At 72.6% G+C, this 20,949-nt stretch carries 10 protein-coding genes; 1 reads left to right on the plus strand and 9 read right to left on the minus strand.

Translation table 11 applies throughout. From position 1 onward, the window contains the following. Positions 1-8: 8 nt before the first annotated feature. The 4 genes from OG251_RS25990 to OG251_RS26005 all read right to left on the minus strand — a co-directional run bounded on the left by OG251_RS25990 (position 9) and on the right by OG251_RS26005 (position 6,286). Positions 9-1,472, minus strand: a complete 1,464-nt coding sequence (locus tag OG251_RS25990; RefSeq protein WP_326679389.1) for a catalase — start codon at positions 1,470-1,472, stop codon at positions 9-11. Positions 1,473-1,606: 134 nt separating this feature from the next. Beyond that, positions 1,607-3,535: an ATP-binding SpoIIE family protein phosphatase gene (locus tag OG251_RS25995; protein WP_326679390.1), complete on the minus strand. Its 1,929-nt coding sequence runs from the start codon at positions 3,533-3,535 to the stop codon at positions 1,607-1,609. 370 nt (positions 3,536-3,905) lie between these two features. After that, a complete protein-coding gene (gene fomD, locus OG251_RS26000) occupies positions 3,906-4,592 on the minus strand; it encodes a cytidylyl-2-hydroxypropylphosphonate hydrolase (protein ID WP_326679391.1) in 687 nt (228 codons plus the stop codon). A gap of 290 nt (positions 4,593-4,882) precedes the next feature. Further along, positions 4,883-6,286: a class II fumarate hydratase gene (locus OG251_RS26005; RefSeq protein ID WP_073718098.1), complete on the minus strand. Its 1,404-nt coding sequence runs from the start codon at positions 6,284-6,286 to the stop codon at positions 4,883-4,885. A 106-nt stretch (positions 6,287-6,392) separates the two neighbouring features. Here OG251_RS26005 and OG251_RS26010 point away from each other — a divergent pair, with 106 nt between their 5' ends. Then, the gene (locus tag OG251_RS26010; RefSeq protein ID WP_326679392.1) at positions 6,393-7,928 is read left to right on the plus strand and encodes a ricin-type beta-trefoil lectin domain protein; all 1,536 of its coding nucleotides are present in this window, start codon (positions 6,393-6,395) and stop codon (positions 7,926-7,928) included. A 167-nt stretch (positions 7,929-8,095) separates the two neighbouring features. Here the strand turns inward: OG251_RS26010 and OG251_RS26015 are convergent, their stop codons facing one another. From OG251_RS26015 to OG251_RS26035, 5 genes are all read right to left on the minus strand, one after another. Beyond that, positions 8,096-8,827, minus strand: a complete 732-nt coding sequence (locus OG251_RS26015) for a thioesterase II family protein (protein WP_326679393.1) — start codon at positions 8,825-8,827, stop codon at positions 8,096-8,098. Between the two features lie 164 nt (positions 8,828-8,991). Beyond that, positions 8,992-10,290 carry a M18 family aminopeptidase gene (locus OG251_RS26020; RefSeq protein ID WP_326679394.1) on the minus strand — a complete coding sequence of 433 codons (1,299 nt, stop codon included), beginning with the start codon at positions 10,288-10,290 and terminating at the stop codon, positions 8,992-8,994. Beyond that, entirely contained in the window at positions 10,287-16,199 is a 5,913-nt protein-coding gene (locus tag OG251_RS26025) for a MupA/Atu3671 family FMN-dependent luciferase-like monooxygenase (protein WP_326679395.1), read from the minus strand. Before OG251_RS26025 ends, OG251_RS26020 begins: the two co-directional genes overlap by 4 nt. Then, positions 16,196-19,549, minus strand: coding sequence for a type I polyketide synthase (locus OG251_RS26030; protein WP_326679396.1), 3,354 nt, complete (start codon positions 19,547-19,549; stop codon positions 16,196-16,198). The genes OG251_RS26025 and OG251_RS26030 overlap by 4 nt, the downstream gene beginning before the upstream one ends. Then, a complete protein-coding gene (locus OG251_RS26035) occupies positions 19,452-20,873 on the minus strand; it encodes an MFS transporter (protein ID WP_326679397.1) in 1,422 nt (473 codons plus the stop codon). Before OG251_RS26035 ends, OG251_RS26030 begins: the two co-directional genes overlap by 98 nt. Between the last annotated feature and the right edge of the window lie 76 nt (positions 20,874-20,949).

Raw genomic sequence — 20,949 nt, forward strand, 5'->3', positions numbered from 1 at the left:
CGCGGGCCTCAGCCCCCGTTGACCTTCTTCGCGACCCGGTCTCCCAGGTCCTTGTCCACATTGCGCCAGTACTGGAGCGAACGGTCCAGGACCGGGCGGCTGACGCCGTCCAGCAGATGGCCGGAGATGTTGGAGACCAGCCGCTCGCGCGCCGCGTCGTCCATGACCTGGCGCACCAGCGTGCCCGCCTGGCCCCAGTCGTCGTCCTCGCTGTGCAGCTTGTACGCCTCGTGGACCATCTCGCCCGCCGTGGCCCAGCCCGCCGGATCGCCGTAGCGCTCGGTGTCCGCGGCCGGACCGCCGTACGAGTTCGGTGCGTAGACCGCACCCGTGCGGGACGGCTCGTACCGCATCGGACCGTCCTTCGCGTACGAGTTCCGCCCGAAGCGCGGCCGGTTGGGCGGCAGCTGGGCGTAGTTCGGGCCGATCCGGTACCGGTGGGTGTCCGGGTACGAGAAGAGCCGGCCGAGCAGCATCTTGTCGGGCGACGGACCGATGCCGGGCACCAGGTTCGACGGCTCGAAGGACGCCTGCTCGATATGGACGAAGAAGTCCTCCGGATTCTCGTTCAGCGTCATCCGGCCGACCTCGATCAGCGGATAGTCGCCCTGCGGCCACACCTTGGTGAGATCGAAGGGGTTGAAGCGGTAGTCCGGTGCCGCGTCGAACGGCATGATCTGGACCTTCAGCGTCCAGCTGGGATGGTCACCGCGCTCGATCGACTCGAACAGGTCCCGGCGGTGGACATCGCCGTCGACGCCCGCCATCTGGTCGGCCTCGTCCTGCGTGTAGAACTCGATGCCCTGGTCGGTCTTGAAGTGGTACTTCACCCAGAACCGCTCGCCGCCCGCGTTCACCCACATATAGGTGTGCGAGCTGTAGCCGTTCATGTTGCGGTACGTCTTCGGGATGCCCCGGTCGCCCATCAGCCAGGTGACCTGGTGCGCGCTCTCGGGCGACAGCGACCAGAAGTCCCACTGCATGTCGTGGTCGCGCACCGCGCTGTCGGGGCGGCGCTTCTGCGAGCGGATGAAGTCCTGGAACTTCATCGGGTCCCGTACGAAGAAGACCGGCGTGTTGTTGCCGACCATGTCGTAGTTGCCGTGCTCGGTGTAGAACTTCAGTGCGAACCCGCGGGGGTCGCGCCAGGTGTCGGGGGAGCCCTGCTCACCGGCCACCGTGGAGAAGCGGGCCAGCATGTCGGTCTGCTTGCCCGGCTGGAACAGGTCGGCCTTGGTGAACTGGCTGACGTCGTTCGTCACCTTGAACGTGCCGTACGCGCCGGAGCCCTTGGCGTGCACCACCCGTTCGGGGACCCGTTCACGGTTGAACTGGGCCATCTTCTCGATGAGGTAGTGGTCCTGGAGCAGGATCGGGCCGTCGGATCCGACGGTGAGCGAGTGTTCGTCGCTCTCCACCGGGATCCCGGCGTTGTTCGTGGTGTACGGAAGCTGCGGGGTTTCCTCGGTCACGAGCGTCCTCCCGTCGGTGGGGGGTATTGGTCAGGCCGCTTCGTTCACGAATGCAGTCAACTCCGGCGTTTCGGGGTCGGCAACATTTCGGTCCGGTGCGGTGAACCGGCCACCGCACCGGACCCACAGGCTCCCTACTGCCCCCGTGTCGCCATCTCGAACCAGACCACCTTGCCCGTCGAGAGCCGGGTCGCTCCCCACCGCCTGGCCAGCCTGTTCACCAGGAACAGCCCGCGGCCCCCCTCGTCCGTCTCGCGGGCGCGGCGCTGTCTCGGCAGCTGCGGGGAGTCGTCGCCGACCTCGCAGCGCAGGATGTCGGTCCGCAGCAGCCGCAGCGTCACCGGCCGCTCCGCGTACCGCACCGCGTTGGTGACGACCTCGCTGACGAGGAGCTCCACCTCGTCGGAGAGGTCGTCCAGCCCCCATCGGCTGAGCGCCCGGCGGGCCAGCCTGCGGGCGCGCCCCGGAGCGGCGTCCTCCGGCTCCAGGAACCAGTACGCCACATCGCTGGGCGCGATCCCGTCGAAGCGGGCGGCCAGCAGCGCGATGTCGTCGTCCCGGTCCCCGGGGCCGAGCATGTCGAGCACGTCGTCGCAGAGCGCCTCCAGCGGCGGCGAGTGGTCCGGGCCGGTCAGCTGGGCGGTGGCCGCGAGGCGCTCCCGCAGCTGCTCGATGCCCGTCCAGACGTCCCGCAGCCGGGACTCCACCAGACCGTCGGTGTACAGCAGCAGCGTGGCGCCGGCGGGCGCGTCCAGCTCGACGGCCTCGAAGTCGACGCCGCCGACCCCGATCGGTGCCCCCGGCGGGACCCGCAGCACCTCGGCGCGCCCGCCCAGGTGCAGCAGGACGGGCGGCGGGTGCCCGGCGTTGGCGATGGTGATCCGGTGCGCGACGGGGTCGTACACCGCGTACAGGCAGGTCGCCATGCGGTCGCTGCCGAGCCGCTGCGCCTGTTCGTCCAGATGGTGCAGTACCTCCTGCGGCGGCAGGTCGAGACCGGCCAGGGTCTGCGCGGTGGTACGGAGCTGGCCCATGATCGCCGCGGAGGTCATGGAGTGCCCCATCACATCGCCGACGACCAGGGCGACCCGGCTGCCGGGCAGCGGGATCGCGTCGTACCAGTCGCCGCCGACCCGGGCCGTCTCGGCGGCCGGGAGGTAGCGGGAGGCGAGGCGGACACCGGTCGGCTGCGGCAGCGAGTCGGGCAGCATGGTGCGCTGGAGCTCGTCGGCGATGTAGGCCTCGCGCCCGTACAGCACGGCCTTGTCGATGCCGAGCGCGGTGTGGGTCGCGAGCTGGGCCGCGACCAGCAGGTCGTTGGCCTCGAACGGCGGCCGTTCGGTCCCGCGCAGGAAGACGGCGGCACCGATCACCCGTCGCCGGCCGCGCAGCGGGGCGAGGATCGCGCGGTGCCCGGTGGGCACGTTGTGACCGGCCCCGAGCAGTTCGGGCAGGGCGGCGCGGGCGGCGGCGGAGTCCCCGAAGACGGGCCGTACGCCCCGCAGCACCTCGGCCAGCGCCCCGCCGGGGCGGACCTCGCACAGCTCGGCCGCGGGCATCAGACCGGCGTGCGGGTCGCTGACCGGCAGCCGCAGGCGCTCGGTGTCGGAGCCGCTCTCGGTCTCCTCCTCGGTCAGCCGCAGCCGGTCGCTGCGGCGCAGCCGCAGGACGAACGGGGTGACGGGCCGCTCGTCGCCGACCGGGAGCGGGTCGCGGAGGTAGACCAGGATCGCGTCGGAGAACGTCGGCACACTGGCCCGGCACAGGCCCAGGACGATCTCGTCCAGGTCTATGCCGCGGGCGATGCGCCGGGTGGCCGCGCCGACGAAGCGCAGCCGGTCGCCCTCGCGCCGGGCGGCCGCCTGGTGGTCGGGCGGGACGGGGCCGGGGCTCGTGTTCGCCGCGGTCCGTGGACCCGGGCCGGGAGCGGCGGCGGGGCCGGGGATCGCGGCGGTGGCAGACGCGGCCGCCGCCGCGGCGTCCTGCTGCCGCGGCCGGGTGCGTTCCTGCGACCGGGCCGCGAGGGGCTGCCGGCCTTCGTGGGAGGTGGGGTGCTCCGTCACGCGTGGGATTCCGTCCGTCCGGGCCGGTTGTATGAGGCAGTCACCTCGTGGGGCGCTACTGTGCCCCGGCAAGAGCGGTAAGAACAACGGCTGTCACCGGATGCCCGCATTCGCTGGGCCGAAACCGAGTGTCTGCGCGGTGGCCGGTTGACAACGTTTCCGGGGACGGGGCAGCGGACAGTGAGCACGGCTCCACCCCCTCGTAGTGGTTCATGCGGCCGTGGGTACCGTCCGGGTCCGTGCCCCGTGCGGTTCGAGCGGCCGGCGCGATGACTTGTGGTCAGGTCCTGTGCCATGCCCGCCGGTTGTGGTGGCGAGCCCCTGAGGGGGACGATCCTACGGTCGGGCTCCCCAGGCTGCTCCAAGGGTCTCACGACGGCATATGGGCGGGGGTGCGGTCCCAGTCATCCGGCAGCGTCGGCACCTGCCACCGGGGATCGGGACGCCAGTGCTCCCAGCCGTCGCGGAACGGTGCGCCCCACTCCTGGATCACCTCCACGGCCGCGCGGCCCGCCTCCCGGACCCGCCCGGCGGTCCTCACGTCCATCAGGCCGACCCGCTGCGCCTGGGCGAACTCGTCCTCGTCGAGCCACTTCCAGCTCCGGTCGGGGTGCACGGAGATGTCGAGAAAGTGATCCTCGGAGTCGACCCCGCCGGACCAGCGCGTACGCGGCTCCTCCAGGTTCACGTACCAGTTGCGGAAGAGCCAGCCCCGGTCCCAGAACAGCCAGACCGACCACGGTTCGCCGGGCCTGGCGAGCTTCAGCACCCCCGAGCCGAACCAGGTCGAGCGGGCCGTGGTGCGCGGGGCGGTGTAGCGGGTGGCCAGGGGCTCGGCGTGCACCGGGGTGCCGTCGGCGAGAACCGGCCGTACGCATTCGGTCCCGGGAGCCATCCACACGGCGAGCAGTTCGGCGGAGTCCTCGACGACCGTGACCGGGCGACAGATGTGCACGGGGCGGGCGGTGGACGCCCCGTGGGCCCGGCCGTTGTCGCGGTAGCGCCAGAGGATCTGGTCCCCCGGCACCCAGCGTGCGCGCTCTCCCGTGTCTGTCATGGAGGGATCTTACGGACGCCGGGGCCGGGACGCTGCGATACGCGTCACTGGGCGGTCGTACCTGACACGTATCGGACACGCCGCACGCGAGGCGTCGCGGAGGGGGCGTGCGCGGCGCAGCAGAGGCACGTCGTGCGCCCGACGCCCTGCATGGGGCGCACGCGGCACATGGGGGGCAGGAGGCAGCTCGGGGGTGCGTGCCGCGTCGCGCGTCGTACGTCAGGCGTCGCGTGCCGTACGTCAGGGGCGGGTCGTGCGCCGTACCTGACGTACGGGGTGTGCGGCGTACCTCACGGACGGGTCATGCGCAGCACATCCAGTGCTTCGTCCAGCTGCTCCAGGGTGAGGTCGCCGCGCTCGACATAGCCCGAGGCCAGCACCGTCTCGCGGATCGTGGTGCCGTCCTTGAGGGACTTCTTCGCGACCTTCGCCGCCTCCTCGTAGCCGATGTACTTGTTCAGCGGGGTCACCACGGACGGCGAGGACTCCGCGTACGCGCGGGCCCGCTCCACATGGGCGGTGATGCCGTCCACCGTGCGGTCGGCGAGCAGCCGGGATGCGGCCGCGAGCAGCCGTACCGATTCCAGCAGGTTCTTCGCGATCACCGGCAGCATCACGTTCAGCTCGAAGTTGCCCGCGGCGCCCGCGACGGCGACCGTCGTGTCGTTCCCCGTCACCTGGGCCGCCACCATCAGCACGGCCTCCGGGATGACCGGATTCACCTTGCCCGGCATGATCGACGAGCCCGGCTGGAGGTCGGGCAGGCTGATTTCGGCCAGTCCGGTGCGGGGGCCCGAGGCCATCCAGCGCAGATCGTTGGAGATCTTGGTCAGTGAGACGGCGATCGTCCGGAGCTGGCCGGAGGTCTCGACGAGCCCGTCCCGGGCACCCTGTGCCTCGAAGTGGTCGCGGGCCTCGGTCAGCGGCAGCCCGGTGGTTCCGGCGACCTCGGCGATCACGGCGGCGGAGAAGCCGGGCGGGGTGTTGATCCCGGTGCCCACCGCCGTACCGCCCAGCGGAAGCTCGGCGAGCCGGGGGAGCGAGGCGCGCAACCGCTCGACGCCGTACCGGATCTGGGCCGCGTAGCCGCCGAACTCCTGGCCCAGGGTCACGGGGGTGGCGTCCATCAGATGGGTACGGCCCGACTTCACGACCTCCGAGAATTCGGCCGATTTCCGCTCCAGGGCAGCCGCCAGATGGTCCAGCGCCGGGATCAGGTCCCCGGTGACGGCGGCGGTCGCGGCGATGTGGATGGAGGACGGGAACACGTCGTTGGACGACTGCGAGGCGTTGACGTGGTCGTTGGGGTGGACCTCGCGGCCCAGGCGCTCGGTGGCGAGGGTGGCGAGGACCTCGTTGGTGTTCATGTTGGACGAGGTGCCGGACCCGGTCTGGAACACATCGACGGGGAACTGCTCGTCCCACCGGCCCTCGGCGACCTCCGCCGCCGCGTCCCCGATCGCGGCGGCGATGTCCGGATCGAGCACCCCCAGTTCCGCGTTGACCTTCGCGGCGGCGGCCTTGATCCGGGCCAGAGCCTCGATGTGGGCGCGCTCCAGACGCTGACCGGAGAGGGGGAAGTTCTCCACGGCCCGCTGGGTCTGGGCCCGCCACTTGGCGTGCGCGGGGACCCTCACCTCACCCATCGAATCGTGCTCGATGCGGTACTCCGTGGCGCCCGACGAATCGTCCATGGTGTTTAAACCTCCTGAAAAAGTTGAGCACTTGTCTTGTTCTACGTATTCCCTTGGCGCCTACCGACCAGTAAATACCGGGGGTAACAACTCACCAGGAGGCGCAATGAGGCGCACCAGGCTCAGACTTCGCGGGCTTCGCTGTACGGTCGCGGCCGTCGCGGCCCTCGCGGCGGCCGTCGGCGGCATGGCTGCCGCCGGACCGGCAGGCGCGACCGAGTCCCGTACCACCACTACCGCATCCACCCCGCTCCCGCCCGAACTGGAAGCCGTCCGGGCAGCCGAGGCCACCCAGTTGTACGGCAGCCCCGCCGAGCGGCCGCTCGCCGACCGCAAGACCGGGCTGATCTCGCTGGGCGACAGCGAGATCTCCGGGGAGGGCGTCGGCACGTACGAGCCCGGCACCAACGGCCCGGACAACTGGTGCCACCGCTCGCCCGATGCCGCCATCCACCGTACGGGCATCGCGGCGGACGTCACGTACAACGTCTCGTGCTCCGGTGCCTACACCGGCAACATCAAGATCGGCGGATCCAAGCAGTACGCCGACGAGCTGGTCCAGAGCGACAGCCTCGCCGTGAAGGCCCGCAACACCCGTATCAAGATGATCGTGCTGGTGGCCGGGGCCAACGACGACCTTCAGTTCGGTCCGGTCATGACCGACTGCGTCGTGCGCTACATCAGCCTCCAGGGCCCCTGCGAGCCCAAGTACGCCGGCGGCTGGCAGGCCCGGGTCGACGCGCTCGTCCCCAAGGTCGAGCAGACGGTCCGTGACCTGCGCACCGTCATGACGGGCGCGGGCTACACCAACAGCGACTACAAGCTGGTCGTCATGGGCTACCCGAGTCCGATCGGCCCGGACTTCCGCGACAACCCGGACTTCCCCGGGAAGCTCGCCTGCGGCGGACTCGGCTACGACTCCGACACCGTCTGGGGCCGCAACACCGCCGTCCCCGCCTTCGAGGTCGGCATGCGCAAGGCCGCCGCCTCGACGGGAGCCGTCTTCCTCGACAACTCCCGGCTCTTCCACGGCCATGAGGTCTGCACCCAGCAGACCTGGGCGCGCGGGCTCTACATCGACCTCTCCAAGCCGGGCCTGCCGGACGCCAACTCGGTGCGGCAGTCGTTCCACCCCAACGCGGCGGGCCACGGCGCCTTCGCCTCCTGCCTCACCCAGATCTACAACTCCTCGCTGCGCGAGGCGGGCTGCGCCGACCCGGGCAGCACGGGCAGCCCGGTGCTCCAGGCCGCCGCCTGGGACGACGTCTTCAAGCCCCTGAAGAACGAGGCCACCGGCAGCTGCGTGGACGTCCCCGCGTCGGAGACCCGCAACGGCACCGCGATCGGCGGCTGGGACTGCCACGACGGCCGGAACCAGGGCTGGTGGTACGACTCCACCGCGAAGACCGTCCGCACGGAACTCAGCCACGACCGGTGCCTGGACGTGCCGGGCGCGAAGTACGACGCCGGTGCCACGCTCGTCCTGTGGGACTGCTCGGGCGCGGCGAACCAGAAGTTCGTGCAGCAGGCGGGCACCGTCCGCCCCGCCGCCGCGACCGGGCTCTGCCTGACGCTGGCGGGGGCCAAGGACCCGCTGAAGCTCCAGGCGTGCGACGGCGGCGCGAAGCAGCGGTTCGTGTAGGGGAGACCCGCACGGCCGAAGCACGGGGGAACGGGGGAGGGGGTGGCCGCGGCGACGCGGCCACCCCCTCCCTCTTCGCCCTCGCCGGAACACCGCTCCCGGTCGGCGTCCCCGGAACACCGCTCCCGGTCGGCGTCCCCGGAACACCGCCCGGTCAGCCTTCCCGGTCAGAGTCCCCGGTCAGCGTTCCCGCCGGCGCCCTCCGCCACCAGCTCCAGCAGCGCTTCCGGCCGCTCGGCCAGATACATATGGCCGCCGTCCAGCTCGGCCACGGTCAGCCTCCCCTTGGTCGCCCGGCTCCACTGCGCCGCGTCGGCCGCCCCGACCAAGGTGTCCGTCCGGCCCCTGACCGAGGTGACGGGCACCGACAGCGGACGGTCCGACGAGGGCACGTACGTCTCGTGGAGCCGGACGTCGGCCCGGAGCGACGGCAGCAGCAGCTCCCGCATCTCCGGGTCCTCCAGCGCCGGATGGGCATAGCCGGCGAAGGTCCGCACGCGCGCCACGAACTCCTCGTCCGGCAGCCCGCCCGCCCGGTCGGTCCTGACCGTCCACGGTCCGGGCGAACCGCTGACGACGAGGGCGTCGAGGCGGAGCCCCGCCGTGCCGGGAGCCCCCTCGATCCGGTGCGCCAGTTCGTACGCCAGCACCGCGCCCATGCTGTGCCCGAACAGCACCACCCGGCTCCCGTCCGCCCCGAGCGCGGCGGTGACCTGCGCGTACGCGTCCTCCACGGCAGGGGCGGCCGAGGTGTACGCGGGCTCGACGAACCGTTTCTCACGGCCCGGCAGCTGCACCGGCAGCACCCGCAGACCCGCCGGGGCCAGTGCCTGCCACGGAGTGAAGAACGAGGGACCGGCCCCGGCGAAGGGCAGGCAGATCAGGACGGTCTCTTCCACGGTCGTGCGGTCCTTCTTCCGGTTCGGGGATATGAGCGGGCCGAGCGGCGGCGCGGCGCCGTGGCGCGGCGCCGGGCGGTGGTGCGGAGCGGTGGTGCGGGGCGGCCGGGCGAAGGGGCCGTCCGACGCCGGGCGGCGTGGGACGGCCCCTCCCGGGTCAGCCCTCAGCCGGTCATGATGGCGCCCAGGATGGCCGCCAGATACGCCGGGTCGTCCGCGCCGCACAGTTCGCGCGCCGAATGCATGGACAGCCCGGGCACCCCCACGTCGACCGTCGTGACACCCAGCCGGGCCGCGGTGAGCGGACCGATCGAGGTGCCGCACGGCATCGCGTTGTTGGAGACGAACGGCTGCCACGGGGCGCCCGCCCGCTCGCACGCCGCCGTGAACACCGCGATGCCGGTGCTGTCGGTGGCGTACCGCTGGTTGACGTTGACCTTGACCGTCGGGCCGCCGTTGGGCAGCGGCCGGTGGTCCGGGTCGTGCCGTTCCGCGTAATTGGGGTGCACCGCGTGCGCCATGTCGGCGGAGACGCAGAACGCGCCGGACAGGGCCCGCGACCAGTCCTCGCCGCTGCCGCCCCGAGCGGAGACGGAACGCGACAGGACCCGCTCCAGCAGCGGGCTCTGCGCCCCGGTCTCCGAGCCGCTGCCGACCTCCTCGTGGTCGAAGGCGGCCAGCACCGGGATGTACCGGGGCTCCTCGACCCCGGTCGCCGCCTCGACCAGCGCCGTGACCCCCGCGTGCACCGAGATCTGGTTGTCCAGCCGGGACGACACCACGAATTCCCGGTCGACCCCCAGGTATCCGGGCGGCTGGATGTCGTGCAGCATCAGGTCCCAGCCCAGCACATCGGCCGGGTCCTCCTCGGCCGCCGCCGCCACCCGGCGCAGCAGCGCGCCCTCCTGCGGATCGCCCAGGGCCCAGATCGGGGCGATGTGCCGCTGCCGGTCGAGTGCCACGCCCTCGTTGACCGTGCGGTCCAGGTGAATGGCCAGCTGGGGCACCCGCAGCAGGGGTTCGTCGATCTGGACGAGCCGGTTGCGGGGGCTGCCGTCCGGGCCGCGCAGGGCGAGCCGGCCGGAGATGCCCAGGTCGCGGTCGAGCCAGGTGTTGAGCGGGACCCCGCCGTAGATCTCCACGCCGATCTGGCGCCAGCCCGCCGTCCCGGTGTCGGGCGACGGCTTGATCCGCAGGTTCGGCGAGTCGGTGTGGGTGCCGACGATCCGGAAGGGGGTGTGGGTGGGGGCGCCCTCGGGGACGTACCAGGCGATCAGCGCACCGGCACGGGCGACGAAACAGCCGCCGGTCGCCCCGGTCCAGTCGTCCGTACCGCGCAGCTCGCGGAATCCGGCCTTCTCCAGGCGCTGGGTGGCGCTCGCCACCACGTGGTAGGGCGAAGGGCTGGCCGCGATGAAGGAGAGCAGGTCGTCGGTGTGGCTGCGGTGGGGGGCCGGCGTCATACGGCGTCCGCCTTTCCGGTGTTCGGCTGTGACTGCGAGGGTGAGAACACTGATGGCACTTCGGTCGTCTCCAGGAGTTCACGGACCGGCCGGTCGGGCCGGGCACAGAACTCGGCGAGCAGTTCGGTGTACGAGGACAGGAGGTTCTCGGCGGTTTCCCGGTTCCAGAGGTCCGAGGAGAACTCCAGGAACGTCCGATAACCCTTCGCAGGGTCCCGTCGTGGCGCAAGCCCGAAGCACAGCTCGCTGCGGGAAAGCGGCGGTGCCAGATCGGCCACCTCGACCCGGAGACCGGGTATCTCGATGTCCGTGTCGACGGAATTCTGGAACGCCAGGACGTGCGGCACCCGGTCGGGGACACTGTCCGCGCCCGCATCCCGCATCGCCTGCATGATCCGCGCGGTCGGCAGGACGTGGGCCATGGCACCCATCGCTCCCGCCCCGGTGCGCACCGCGAACTCCGCGCAGCTCTCCGCGAGATTGGCTGAATCCTGACGTACGCGCACCATCACCGCGGTCGATGTCATCGCGACGAGCGACTCGGACTCGGTGCCCTCACGGTTGGCGTACGGAACGCTCAGCAGGATGTCCGGCTCCCCGGAGAGCCGGGTCAGGAACACCCCGAGGGCCGCCGCCGCGACCGCGAACGGGGTGGTGTGCCGGGCGCTCGCGAACTCCTCCACCGCCGCCCGCACCTCGCCCGACGCGACCGAGCGGATCGTGTCCCCGCGCCCGCTCAGCCGCTCGGGGCGCGGACGGTCGGTGGGTACGGGGACGGCGGACGGCACCCCGTCCAGGTACGCGGCGCAGTAGGCGGCCCTGGCCGCCTCGGTCGCCGGGTCGTGGTGCGCGCGCTGCCGGCGGGCGTACTCCGGGGACTGCAGGGCCGGTGCCGGGAGCGTGTGGATCACGCCCGCTGCCGCCGCGGTGTACAGCTCGGCGATCTCCGCGAGCAGCAGCGACAGGGACCAGCCGTCGATGGTGATGTGGTGCAGCACGAACATCAGCGCCCAGCGGTCCTCCTCGACGCGCAGGAGCCGCAGCTTGGGCAGGGCGGGCCGGCCCAGATCGAAGCCGCTCGCGGCCGTCTCCCGGCACAACGCCTCGGCCCGCGCCGCCCGTTCGCCGGGCGGCAGTCCGGTGAGATCCTCGACGGGCAGGACGAGCGGAGCGGGGGCCACCACTTCCTGCCACCAGTCACCGCCCACCGCCGCACGGTCCGGCTGCCGCGGTACGGATCCCTCGGGTGTGGACTTCTCGGGTACGGACTCCTCGGGTACGGGCCCCTTCCCGCCGGAGTCCTGTACGAAGCGGGTTCGCAGCGAGTCGTGGCGGGCGATCACCTCGGCGACGGCGGACCGCAGCGCCTCGGGGTCCAGGGGCCCGGTGAAGGTGATCCGGGTCGGCACGTTCCACACCTCGGCCTGCGGGACGGCGTGGTGACCGTCGATCATCCGCGCCTGCTGGGCGCTGACGGGGGCACGGTCGAGGACGGTCTCCGCCACGTCTTCCGCCCCGCCCCCCGGCACCTCTTCCGGTACGCCCCCAGGGACCTCTTCCGGTACGCCCCCCGGGACCTCTTCCGGTACGCCCCCCGGGACCTCTTCCGTGATCCCGCCCGCGATCCCGTCCGTGAGCTGCTCCGTCATCGCCCGCAATGTGGCCTCGGCGAAGAAGTCCGCCAGCGGGTAGTCGACGCCGAGCGTGTCGCGGACCCGGTTCACCAGCCGGATCGCGGCGATGGAGTTGCCGCCGAGGTCGAAGAAATTGGCTTCGGCGGGGAAGCCGCGCACATCGAGGACGGCCTCCCACACCTCCCGCAGCACGGCCGCCGTCCCGTCACCGGCCGATCCGTCCCGGTCCTCACTCGCGGACCCTTCCTCCCGTTCCGCGCCGTCCTCGGTCATCGACCGCAGGGTGTCGTCCAGCTCGGTGAGATACCCGAGCGCCGTGGCGGCGTCGAACAGATCCGCGTCGTAGCGCAGCCGCAACCGCAGTCCGCCCGCCGTCGTGCGGGTGGCCATCAGGGCCAGCTCCAGCGGGGCCGACTCCGTCCCCGCCGCCACCTCCTCCGCGTGCAGACCCGGCAGTTCGATTCCGGCCAGCGGCGCGCCGTCGAGGTCGATCGACACGGTGATCAAGGGCCGCGGACGGCCCGGAGCCGGGTGGACCGCGGCGAGCAGGGCGTCGAGGTCCACCCGGCTGTGCTCCTCCGCGTCGAACAGGGCTCGCCCCGTGGCCCGTACGGACTCCGCGACGGGGGTCGCGTCGGTCGCCCGCAGCCGCAACGGCAGCAACGCCACATGGAACCCGACCGTGTCCAGGGTCTCCGGCTGACGCCGCCCGAAGGTCGTGCCGAGCAGAAAGTCGTCCTGCCCCGAGCGCCGCCGCAGCACCAGCTGCCAGGCGGTGCAGAGCGTGGCGAACAGGGTGACGCCCCGCTCCCCGCTCCACTCCCGGAGCAGATCCGTCCGCTCCCGGTCCAGCGTGCGGGCCTCCGCACCACCGCGCCCAGCCACCCGGCGCCCGCGCGGCCGGTCCGTGGGCAGCTCCAGGACGGGTGGCTTCTCGCCGAGGGACTCGCGCCACCAGGCCAGGTCGGCCTCGGTGCGGGGTGGCTCGGCGGCCCCGACAGTCGTCCCCGCGGGCCGTTCGAACACGGGCGGGCGACCGGCGGACGCCGCCCGGTACAGCTCCTGGAGGTCGGCCGCGATCAGTCCGGCCGAGTGGGCGTCCGTGATGATGTGGTGCAGGCCGAGCACCAACACGTGGTCGTCCTCGGCCAGTCGGACCAGCCTGGGGGTGAAGAGCGGCCCCGCCGCCAGGTCGTAGACACGGGTGCTCTCCTCCGAGAGCACTGCTCCGATCGCCGTGTCGGGCCGCTGCCCGAGGGCATCGGTGACCCGCAGGGGAACGCGCTGCCCGGACCGGACGACCTGCATCACGGTCTCGTCCCCCGGCCCGTCGCCCCGTCCGGCCCGGAACACGGTCCGCAGTCCGGCATGGCGCTCCACCAGCCCGTCCACGGCGGTACGGAGCGCGGCCTCGTCCAGCGGCCCGCGCAGCCGTACCGCCTGGGTCTCGTTGTACGCGGCGGAGTCGCCGAGCAGCCGGGAAGCCAGCCACAGCCGCCGCTGCGCGGAGGTGGCGGGCGCGACCGTCTCTCGCACCCGCTCCCGGGTGCGCCGGCGCAGCACGTCCAGCTGAGTGAGCCCCGAGCGCAGCTGCTCCCGCCCGACCCCGAAGTCGACGAGCGCGGCGATCTCGTCCACGCCCGCCCGGTGCAGCGCGTCGACGAACGGCGCGACGCTCTCCGGCGTACCGATCAGGGCCCGCTGGTCGCAGTACCGGTCGTAGGCACGCCGGAACAGATAGTCGAGGTCCTCCTCGCTCGCCTCCGCGACGTCCTGCGGGCTCCGGCCGAGCGCGGTGGCGGCCGACCGCATCAGCAGCGAGGACCGCAGATAGCGGCTCATCGGCTCCAGCGCCTCGGCCCGTGCGGTGTCGTGGTCCGTACCGAGGTAGGTGTGCACCAGGACGGTCACCCGGCCGGTCTCCGGGTCCAGCCCGCGGTCCGCGCGGACCTGCCGGTAGTGCGCGATGTTCGCGGTCAGCTCGGCCACGGTCTGGCTCATCAGATTGGTGACGACGCCGAGCCCGAGCCGGGCCGCCTCCCCGTACGAGGCGCGCTGCCCGGATGTGGCGAGGAACAGCGGCGGCTCCTTCTGGACCGGCCGCGGATGGACGCGTACCTCGGTCTCGGCGCCCTCGCCCGTGAGCCGCCGGACGGCCTCGCCGCGCCACAGCCTGCGGACCTCGTCCAGGTGCGCGAACGCGATCTCGCGCCGGCCGGTGAACCGGTCGGGGTGCAGCGCGAAGTCCTGGGCGTGCCAGCCGGTGGCGCACCCGATGCCGACCCGGCCGCCGGAGAGGTTGTCGACGACCGACCACTCCTCCGCGACCCGCACCGGGTCGTGCAGCGGCAGGACGACGGAGCCCGCGTTGATCCGGATACGGCCGGTCTCGCGGGCCAGCGCGGAGGCCAGGACGGCGGGGTTGGGGAAGAGGCCGCCGAAGGAGTGGAAGTGCCGCTCGGGCAGCCAGAGGGAGGAGAAACCGTTCTCGTCGGCGAAGCGCGCCGTCTCGAAGACCGCGTCGTACGCCTCGGTGGTGCTCGTGGCGTACGCGGAGGTGTCGCCGCCCTCCGGGGACGCGCCGCCGTCCGGGGACGCGTCGGCCTCCGGATGGTCGCCGAAGAAGTACACCCCGAAGTCGGGGGCGGGGCGCACCGGTCGCACCGGCTGCTTCGCGGGCCTCGGCGCCGGTTCCGTACGGGGGAAGAAACCGCCGTCGCGCAGTTCGCGCAGTGAACCCTTCACCGCGTCCGCCACCGCCGCCACGTCCTCGTCGGTGTGCGCGGTGGAGAGGTAGAAGCTGCGCCACTCCCACACGTACACGCCGCGCAGCTGGAGGTGGTGGTAGAGCAGCTCCATGTCGGCGCGGTGCGTGAAGCGGAACATCGAGCCGAAGTGCGCCAGCTCCAGCGGGAATTCCTCGTCCCGGAAGAAGTCGTTGAGCTGCCCGGCGAGTGCCACGGTGCGGGCGTTCAGCCGCTCCTGGAGCCCCGGCCCCTGTTCCTTGAGATGGGTGAGCACCGCCCTCGCCGCCGCCATGGAGAGCGGGTGCTGCATGTACGTGCCGCCGATGAACGTGGTCTCCCTCGGAGGACGGCTGCCGTCCCCGTAGCTCCAGAAGCCACCGTCGACCCCGTCGAGCAGATCGGCCCGCCCCGCCACGGCCCCGACCGGGAAGCCGCTGCCCAGTGCCTTGCCGTAGGTGGCGAGGTCCGGCACGACCCCGAAGTGGTCCTGGGCGCCGCGCGGGTGCGGGCGCAGCCCGGTCAGCATCTCGTCGAAGAGCAGCACGATGCCCCGGCGCGCGGTCAGTTCGCGCAGGGAGCGCAGGAACTCCACCGGGCGCAGGGCGGGATTGCGGCACTGGACCGGCTCCACCAGGACGGCGGCGATGCGGTCGCCCAGCGCGTCGATGGTGTCGAGCGCTTCCTGGCCGCCGTACTCCAGCACGATCAGTTCGGCGACGGCGCTCGCCGGGATGCCGCGCGAGACGGGGACGGCGTGGTGGTCCGGACCGCCGGGGCGGCCGAGTACGGAGTCGATGTGCCCGTGGTACGAGCCGCGGAACATGACCACCTTGTCGCGGCCCGTGGCGGCGCGGGCCAGCCGTACGGCTGCCGAGTTCGCCTCCGTACCGGAAGCGGCGAAGGCCACCCGGTCCAGCCCCGTCAGCTCGGCGAGCAGCGCCGCGGCCTCGCCGGTGTCGGGGGAGCGGGGGCCGAGGCGGAGGCCCCGGGAGAGGTGACGCCGGACGGCCTCGGTGACGAACTCCGGTTCGTGGCCGAAGAGCAGGGAGCCGAAGCCCATGGTGATGTCGGTGTAGTCGTTGCCGTCGACGTCGGTGATCCGGGAGCCCTGTGCCGACCGGGCGGTGATCGGGTAGAGCATCTCCTTGGTGGCGTCGCGGAACCCGACGACGGCCCGGCTGTCGGCGAGCACCGGGCGGTGCCGCTGGGCGAGCCGCTTGGAGGTGCGGGTCCGTTCGGTGAACCGGTCGACGAGGGACGCGGTGTGGGCGCGCTGCGCGGCGTCGGCCCCTGCCCCGGCCATGCCGCCCGACGCCTCCACGACGAGGCGGGGGCCGTGGGAGGCGGCCGGCGGAGCGTCCGGCTCCGGACCGGCCGGAGCGGCGGGCCGCGGCGGCCGGGGTGCCGGTCGCCGCGTACGGTCCCGTCCGGCTGCGGCGAGCTGCTCGGTCAGCTGCCGGGAGAGTGCCGCCGCCCTGGCCACCGCCTCGGCCGTGGCGTTCCGGTCCTCGCCGGACGCCGTGCTCATCGGTCCGCCGCCTCGGTACGGTCGGTCAGCAGGGCCACCGCGGCGGAGAGCTGGGTCAGCATCGCGGCCTGGGTCTGCGCCAACTGGCCTATCTGGCGTGACAGTTCCTCGACCTCGGCGCGGGTGGCGTACACGGGCCCGTCGGGCGCTCCGTGCCCTCGCTCCGGCTCCGGCTCCGGTTGCGGTGCCCGTCGCTGCGCCGGCACCTGCTCGGGCGCCCGCTCGCGCCACCGGTCCTGCTTCCGGTCCTGCCCCCGGTCCTGCGCACGGCCCGGCTCCTGTGCCGTCCGGCCCGCGATGAGCCGGGCCGTCAGCCTCGGGGTCCCCGCTTCCTCCAGGATCTCCCGCATGGCGAGCTCCGTACCGAACTCCGCCTCCAACTGCCGTACCATACCGATCAGTTGCAACGAGTCCGCGCCCATTGCCACGAACGACCGGTCGGCGCCGACCTCCGCGGGCCGGTGGCCCAGATGGCGGGCGGCGAGTTCCAGCACCCGGTCCAGTACGGCCTGTTCGGTCATGCCATCCTCCGTCGAGCGTGTGGATATGTGCGGGATCGCGGCGGCCCGTACCGGGGCCGGACCGGACCAGTACGACTGATGCCGGAACGGGTACGTCGGCAGCGGCACCCGCCGCCCGCCGCACCCGGCGAGCAGCGCGGACCAGTCGACACGTGTCCCCGCGCAGTGCAGCCGGGCCACCGCCCGCTCCCACTGCCGGGTCGGTACGCAGACGGCGTCCGGCCGGGCCCGGCGGGCCATCCCGCTCAGCACGGCGGACGGTCCGAGCTCCAGCAGGACGGGGGCATCGCCGAGGGTGTCCAGTACGGCGGCGAAGTCCACTCTGCGGCGGGCCTGCCGGACCAGGTGGTCGGCGTCGGGCAGCCAGCCGACGGGCCGCGCGGCGCCGTCCAGGCCGCTGACGAACTCCGTGCGCAGCGGCCGGAGTTCCGTCTTCTCGGCGAGGATCCGGAGATCGTCGAGAATCGGGTCGAGCAGCGCGGTGTGGAAGGCCCGGTCCAGGTCCAGCGGCTCGTGGGCCTCGCCCCGGTCCGCCAGCAGGGAACGGGCCGCGGCGACCGCCGCCGGGGGGCCGGCGAGGACATGCGCGGCGGTGGCGTTGACCGCGGCGAGCTCCAGTCCGTCGACCGCGGCCAGCAGTTCCCGTACCCGCTCGCCCGGCACGAAGGCGGCGATCATGGCACCCGGCGCCACGTCCCGCTGCATCAACTGCCCGCGCCGGCAGACCAGTCGCATCGCGTCCTCGACGTCCATCGCCCCGGCCACGCACAGCGCCGCGTACTCGCCGACGCTGTGTCCGGCGACCCGCCCCGGCGTGACACCCAGCTCCTCCCACAGCCGGGCCTGGGCGATCTGGAGGGCGAACAGCGCGGGCTGGGCGAAGGCCGTGTCCCACCGGTCCGGCCCCCGCCCGTCCACCACCCGGGCCAGGAAGTCGCGGTGGCCGGTCTCCTCCTCGTACAGCCGGGCACAGAGGGCGAGTGTCGCGGCCACCACCGGGAAGCGGGCCGACAGTTCGGCGCCCATGCCGGGGCGCGGGCCGCCCTGTCCGCTGAACAGGAAGACCGGCTCGACCGCACCCTCCCCGTCCACCACCCCCGTCACGTACTCCTCACCGGAGGCACGGCCCGCCGCCGCGCCCGCCACCGTGCCTGAGGTCCCGCCCGCCGCCTCGTCGCGGAGGAAGGCGTCGAGCCCGGCGACCGGGTCGGCGGACGTGACGACCAGCCGGTGGGGGAGCAGGCGCCGTCCCAGCGCGGTGGTGACCAGCAGATCGGCGCGGTCCGTGCCGGGCCGGCGTACGAGATGGTCACGTACCGAGCGGGCGTACGCCACCAGCGCTTCCCCGCTCGCGGCGGACAGCGGAAGCAGCGCCGGGACCTCCGCACCGTCCGCGCCGGACAGGCGTTCCGCACGCGGGAACGCGCCGGCCGTCCGTGCCGCACGCGGGAGCGCGCCGGGCACGTCTTCCGCACGCGGGGGCGCCTGTTCCATGATCACGTGCGCATTGGTACCGCCCATGCCGATGGAGTGCACACCGGCGCGCCGTACGCCGCTCACCGGCCAGTCCCGCTCATGGGCCGGGAGTACGAAGGGGCTGTCGTCGACCGCGAGCGCCGGGTTGGGGCGGGAGAAGTTCACCAGTGGCGGGACGATCCCGTGCCGCAGCACCTCGATCGCCTTGATCAGCCCGGCCAGCCCGGCCGCGCTGTCCAGATGGCCGATGGCGGGCTTCGTGGAGCCCAGGGCGCAGAATCCGGTCCGGCCGGTGTGCCGGCGGAACGCCTCCGTCAGGGCGGCGAACTCGATCGGATCGCCCTTGAGCGTGCCCGTGCCGTGCGCCTCCAGATAGCCGATCGACTCCGCGGGGACCCCGGCCGCGCGCAGCGCCCCGAGCACCGCGTCGCGCTGTCCGGCGACCCCCGGCGCGGCGAACCCGGCCTTGTCCGAACCGTCGTTGGTGACGGCCGAGCCCAGGATCACGGCACGCACGGTGTCCCCGTCGGCGACCGCCCGGTCCAGCGGCTTCAGCAGGACGGCGGCGACCCCGTTGCCCCCGACGGTGCCGTCCGCGTCCGCGTCGAACGCCCGGACCGTGCCGGTGGGGGAGAGCGTGGAGCCCTTCACCGGCCGGTGCCCGGTGATCTGCGGCAGATGCAGGGCGGAGGAGGCCACCAGCATCAGCTCCGCGTCCCCGGCCCGCAGCGCCTGGCAGGCCAGATGCACGGAGACCAGCGCACTCGAACAGGCCGTCGCCACGTTCACCGCGGGACCGGTCAGGCCGAGCCGGTAGGCGGCCCGGTTGGCCGTGAAGTCCGGGTAGGTGCCGACCTGTACCTGCTTGGCCGTCATCCAGTCGCCGGACCGGGACTCCGCGGCGAGGTTCTCCGCGAGATAGCTGTGCAGCGAGTACAGGCGGTAGCCGGAGCTCCCGTACACCCCGATCCGTACCGCTTCGTCCGGCCGCGCGTACCCGCCGTCCTCCAGCGCGTGGAAGCAGCACTCCAGGAACAGCCGCTGCTGCGGATCGGTGAGCGCCGCCTCCCGCCCGCTCATCCCGAAGAACGCGGCGTCGAAACCGTCCACGGAATCCAGCAGCGCGCTCGCCCCGACGTACCCCGGCGCGCGGTACTCCGACTCCGGTACCCCGGCCGCCGCGAACTCGGCCTCGGTGAAGCGGCGTACATGACTGACACCGGCGCGGATGTCGCGCCAGTACTCCTCGGTGCTGTCAGCCCCGGGAAACCTCAGCGCCGTCCCGATCACCGCGATCGGACGGTCCCTCACCGCTGTGCGACGGTCCTTCACCGCGATGCGGTTGTCCTTCAACTGCCTCTCCCCTCCGCAGCCCCGCCACCCGCAGCAGGAACGCCAGCGCGACCACGATGGCAGCCCCATGGGACCACGCGACCACGGTGAAGGAGGTGTACCGGTCGAGAGCGGCGGCCACGAGGATCATGCCGACCCCGAAGCCGAGGTTCTCGAACGTTGCGGAGAGCCCGAAGGCATGGCCGCGCAAGTCGGCCGGGAGTGTCTGGAGATGCGAGGTGTACGACACCTCGGTGAGGCCGTCCGCGGCGCCCGCGACCAGCGCGATCACCGCCGTCACGGGCAGCGGGAAACCGGCGAAGGCCAGGATGAAGGCCGCCGACATCACGACGGTCCCGTAACCGAAGCCCAGCGCGCCCACCGACCGCCCGGTGCGCTTCGCATACCGCTGGATCACCTGCTGCGCGCCGATGTTGCCCAGCGCCCACACACACCAGAAGGCGGACACGAACACCGCGGGGTTCGACGCGTCCAGCTCGGTGGAGTAGATCGGCAGCGCCGCGTTGTGGGAGGACGAACCGAACGCGTCCACCCCGCGCAGCGCCACCATCAGGCCCATGCCGGGCGCGGCGGCCAGTGCCAGGAGCGCGACGGGCCTCCGTCGCCACCCCGCGAGGAAGGCGAGAGCCCCGCGCCGCCCGGTCTCCTTCGCCGCCGCGCCCCCGGCCGGCTCCGGTGCCGGCCCTTCCCCCGCGCGCCCGCCGGAATCCCCCTCCGAATCCGGCGCGGCGCCCGCACCCCTGCCGCCCGCGGCGATCGGCAGCAGGGCCACCGTCAGCGCGCAGGCCGCGAAGGTCGCCATGTCGACGGCGAAGGCCGCGGTGTACCCGACCAGGGACACCACCACACCCGCCGAGGCGAAGCCCGCCACCATCGCCAGCGAACGTCCCGTGATCGACAGGGAGTTCGCCCAGGCCCGGCGGTCCTCGCCGACCATCTCCGGGATCGAACTGCGCAACGACACCATGAACAGCGTTCCGCACGCCCCGATGACCAGCGAGACGGACATCAGCGCGGCCGTGCGCAGTCCGTCCGGCGCCAGAATGAGCAGCAGCATCACCGCCGCCTGCGCGACATTCACCCACAGCATGATGCTTTTCGCCGTGAAGCGGGCGAGCAGCCCGCCCGCCATCAGTCCGGCGACAAATCCGGAAGCCAGCCGAACGGCCATGAACAGGCCCATGGCGAGCGCTCTGCCCGTCGTCTCATAGACGAACAGATTGAGCGCCACCATATTCAGGAACGTGCCGTACGAAGAGACGGCGTATCCCGCGACGAGGAATCGATAACGCCGCTCGGAACGCGCCGTGTTGACAGAGCTCACCGCCGCGTTCTCCGTTTCTCCACCTGTTTCGCCGTCCGCTTCGTTCGCTGTTGGGCTGTTCGATTCGCTGCCGCTG

The sequence above is a fragment of the Streptomyces sp. NBC_01237 genome, assembly GCF_035917275.1.
In the GTDB taxonomy this organism is placed as follows: domain Bacteria; phylum Actinomycetota; class Actinomycetes; order Streptomycetales; family Streptomycetaceae; genus Streptomyces.